This is a genomic window from Phormidium sp. CCY1219 (assembly GCF_055795085.1).
On sequence record NZ_JAYFEQ010000062.1, the window covers coordinates 1 to 227 of the forward strand.

A 227-nucleotide genomic window follows, 5' to 3' on the forward strand; every position below is an offset into this window, starting at 1 on the left:
CATTAAAAATGTCAGAAACCGAGCATTACAACGTCGGGTGCGGCGCGGTAGAAGGATTAATAGAAAAGTACCTTTTAGCCAACGTGCCCATCGACAAAAACGATTCGATAATCGCATTCAAAAAGGTAAATTAGCTCCATCTATTTGGGGTTCTAGGGAGATGGAAATCAGAATCATTACTGAACTATCGAAGATTTTCCCGATTACTACAATTGTTTACGAATTGG

Annotated in this window: 1 protein-coding gene; it reads left to right on the top strand. The window is 39.6% G+C overall.

The window, feature by feature from the left end:
- Position 1: 1 nt before the first annotated feature.
- A partial coding sequence (locus tag AC0QH1_RS00435) for an RRXRR domain-containing protein (protein WP_324628771.1) occupies positions 2–227 on the top strand: 226 nt, incomplete at its 3' end.